1 tRNA gene and 2 rRNA genes (1 of these 3 running past the window's edge) are annotated in these 3,225 nt (G+C 55.7%); all 3 read right to left on the bottom strand.

Features of this window, described 5'->3' with window-relative positions:
* Window positions 1–68 precede the first annotated feature (68 nt).
* A tRNA-Met gene (locus tag B161_RS0113015) sits at window positions 69–145 on the bottom strand.
* Window positions 146–239: 94 nt separating this feature from the next.
* Window positions 240–354, bottom strand: a 5S ribosomal RNA gene (rrf, locus tag B161_RS0113010).
* Window positions 355–445: 91 nt separating this feature from the next.
* A 23S ribosomal RNA gene (locus B161_RS0113005) occupies window positions 446–3,225 on the bottom strand (it continues 3 nt past the right edge of the window).

Below are 3,225 nucleotides of genomic sequence, written 5' to 3'. Positions count from 1 at the left end.
CCCCCGTCCCTTGAGCCCGGCCCCAAGCAAAAACCCCCGCTGGTTTTCACCAGCGGGGGTTTTGAATTTGGTTGCGGGGGCAGGATTTGAACCTGCGGCCTTCAGGTTATGAGCCTGACGAGCTACCGGGCTGCTCCACCCCGCGGCAATTCGGAACGCAAAAGCGCGCCTTGGCTTTTCGCCTTGGCGCGGCTTGCGTCGAGATCGTGATGAGAGAGCGTTTTCTCTGCGTCCATCAGGACTGGCGGCGACCGACTTTCCCACGTCTTAAGACGCAGTATCATAGGCGCAACGGGTCTTAACGGCCGAGTTCGGGATGGGATCGGGTGTTTACCACGCGCTAGGACCACCAGCCCAGAAGGAAGCAGAGCGTCTTGATGATTGATATAAGGGAGTGTGTTTCCGAGATTGCTAGGTTGACCGACCGGTCTTTCGACTACTGGATCGAATCAAGCCTATCGAGCGATTAGTATCGGTTAGCTGAACGCATTGCTGCGCTTAAACATCCGACCTATCGACGTGCTGGTCTTGCACGGCTCTCAGGGAGACCTGGTTTTGAGGCGAGTTTCCCGCTTAGATGCCTTCAGCGGTTATCTCTTCCGCGCATAGCTACCCGGCTGTACCGCTGGCGCGATAACCGGTCCACCAGAGGCGCGTCCACCCCGGTCCTCTCGTACTAGGGGCAGCTCCTCTCAAGTCTCCTACACCCACGGCAGATAGGGACCGAACTGTCTCACGACGTTCTGAACCCAGCTCACGTACCACTTTAATCGGCGAACAGCCGAACCCTTGGGACCTGCTACAGCCCCAGGATGTGATGAGCCGACATCGAGGTGCCAAACAACGCCGTCGATATGGACTCTTGGGCGTTATCAGCCTGTTATCCCCAGAGTACCTTTTATCCGTTGAGCGATGGCCCGTCCACATGGGACCACCGGATCACTATGACCGACTTTCGTCTCTGCTCGACTTGTCTGTCTCGCAGTCAGGCAGGCTTTTGCCATTGCACTCGACGAGCGATGTCCGACCGCTCTGAGCCCACCATCGCGCGCCTCCGTTACTCTTTGGGAGGCGACCGCCCCAGTCAAACTACCCACCACGCAGGGTCCCGGATCCGGATAACGGACCGCGGTTAGACGCCAAACAAGGAAAGGGTGGTATCTCAAGGATGGCTCCACGGAGACTGGCGTCCCCGCTTCAAAGCCTACCACCTATCCTGCACATTCCGTGCCTGGCGCCAATGCGAAGCTATAGTAAAGGTTCATGGGGTCTTTCCGTCTGACCGCGGGAACCCCGCATCTTCACGGGGAATTCAATTTCGCTGAGTCCATGTTGGAGACAGTGGGGAAGTCGTTACGCCATTCGTGCAGGTCGGAACTTACCCGACAAGGAATTTCGCTACCTTAGGACCGTTATAGTTACGGCCGCCGTTTACTGGGGCTTCAATTCAATGCTTGCACATCTCCTTTTAACCTTCCAGCACCGGGCAGGCGTCAGACCCTATACGTCGTCTTGCGACTTCGCAGAGCCCTGTGTTTTTGATAAACAGTCGCTACCCCCTGGCCTGTGCCCCCCGCCAATGGTTGCCCATAGACGGGGCCTCCTTCTTCCGAAGTTACGGAGGCAATTTGCCGAGTTCCTTCAACATGGTTCTCTCAAGCGCCTTGGAATTCTCATCCTGTCCACCTGTGTCGGTTTCGGGTACGGTTCATATGGAGGGCTATTTCCAGGGACCTCGCGGCTGCACGCCCAATCCGATGAGGACGCACAACTGTAAAGATCCGTCACACTCTCCAAGCTGCGGAATATTAACCGCATTCCCATCGACTACGCCTTTCGGCCTCGCCTTAGGGGCCGGCTCACCCTGCTCAGATTACCTTTAAGCAGGAACCCTTGGACTTTCGGCGAGCATGTTTCTCACATGCTTTGTCGCTACTCATGTCAGCATTCTCGCTTCTGCACGCTCCAGAGTCGGTTGCCCCTTCTCCTTCACTGCAAACAGAACGCTCCGCTACCGCTCGCATTGCTGCGAACCCAAAGCTTCGGTGCATGGCTTGAGCCCCGTTACATCTTCGCCGCAAGACCTCTATTAGACCAGTGAGCTGTTACGCTATCTTTAAATGATGGCTGCTTCTAAGCCAACATCCTGGTTGTTATGGAAGTCTCACATGCTTTCCCACTTAGCCATGACTTGGGGACCTTAGCTGTTGGTCAGGGTTGTTTCCCTCTCCACGACGGACGTTAGCACCCGCCGTGTGTCTGCCGGACAGTTCTCTCAGGTATTCGGAGTTTGGTTAGGCTCGGTAAGTTGTTGAGACCCCCTCACCCATCCAGTGCTCTACCCCCTGAGGAATACATCCGACGCGCTACCTAAATAGCTTTCGCGGAGAACCAGCTATATCCAGCCTTGATTAGCCTTTCACCCCTAGCCACAGGTCATCACCGACTTTTTCAACAGGCGTGTGTTCGGTCCTCCAGTGCGTGTTACCGCACCTTCAACCTGCCCATGGCTAGATCGACTGGTTTCGGGTCTAACGCCGCGAACTGAACGCCCTGTTCAGACTCGCTTTCGCTGCGCCTACGCCTAACGGCTTAAGCTTGCTCGCGACGCTAACTCGCTGACCCATAATACAAAAGGTACGCCGTCACCCCTCAAGGGGGCTCCGACTGTTTGTAGGTATCCGGTTTCAGGTCTGTTTCACTCCCCTCGTCGGGGTGCTTTTCACCTTTCCCTCACGGTACTTGTTCGCTATCGGTCGCTCAGGAGTACTTAGGCTTGGAGGGTGGTCCCCCCATCTTCAGACAGGATTTCACGTGTCCCGCCTTACTCTAACGGCTCTTCATTTTACTGGTACGGGGCTATCACCCATGTCGCGCAGCTTTCCAACTGCTTCCCATTCTTTCAGAGCACGGCCTGGTCCGCGTTCGCTCGCCACTACTAACGGAGTCTCAATTGATGTCCTTTCCTCCGGGTACTTAGATGTTTCAGTTCCCCGGGTTTGCTTCAAACCCCTATTTTATTCAGGGTTTGATACCTGCTTTCAGAACTCGAATATGAAGCCGCCGAAACGGCCTCATAATATCGAATTCTGTCAGGTGGGTTTCCCCATTCGGAAATCTACGGATCAAAGGGTGCTCGCCCCTCCCCGCAGCTTATCGCAGCGTGCCACGTCCTTCATCGCCTCTGAGCGCCAAGGCATCCACCGAATACCCTTCTCGCGCTTG

The sequence above is a fragment of the Neomegalonema perideroedes DSM 15528 genome, assembly GCF_000374145.1.
Taxonomy (GTDB): Bacteria; Pseudomonadota; Alphaproteobacteria; order Rhodobacterales; family Rhodobacteraceae; genus Neomegalonema; species Neomegalonema perideroedes.
Note: the sequence above shows the minus strand (reverse complement) of the source record. Positions and strands in the feature narration are given on the sequence as shown.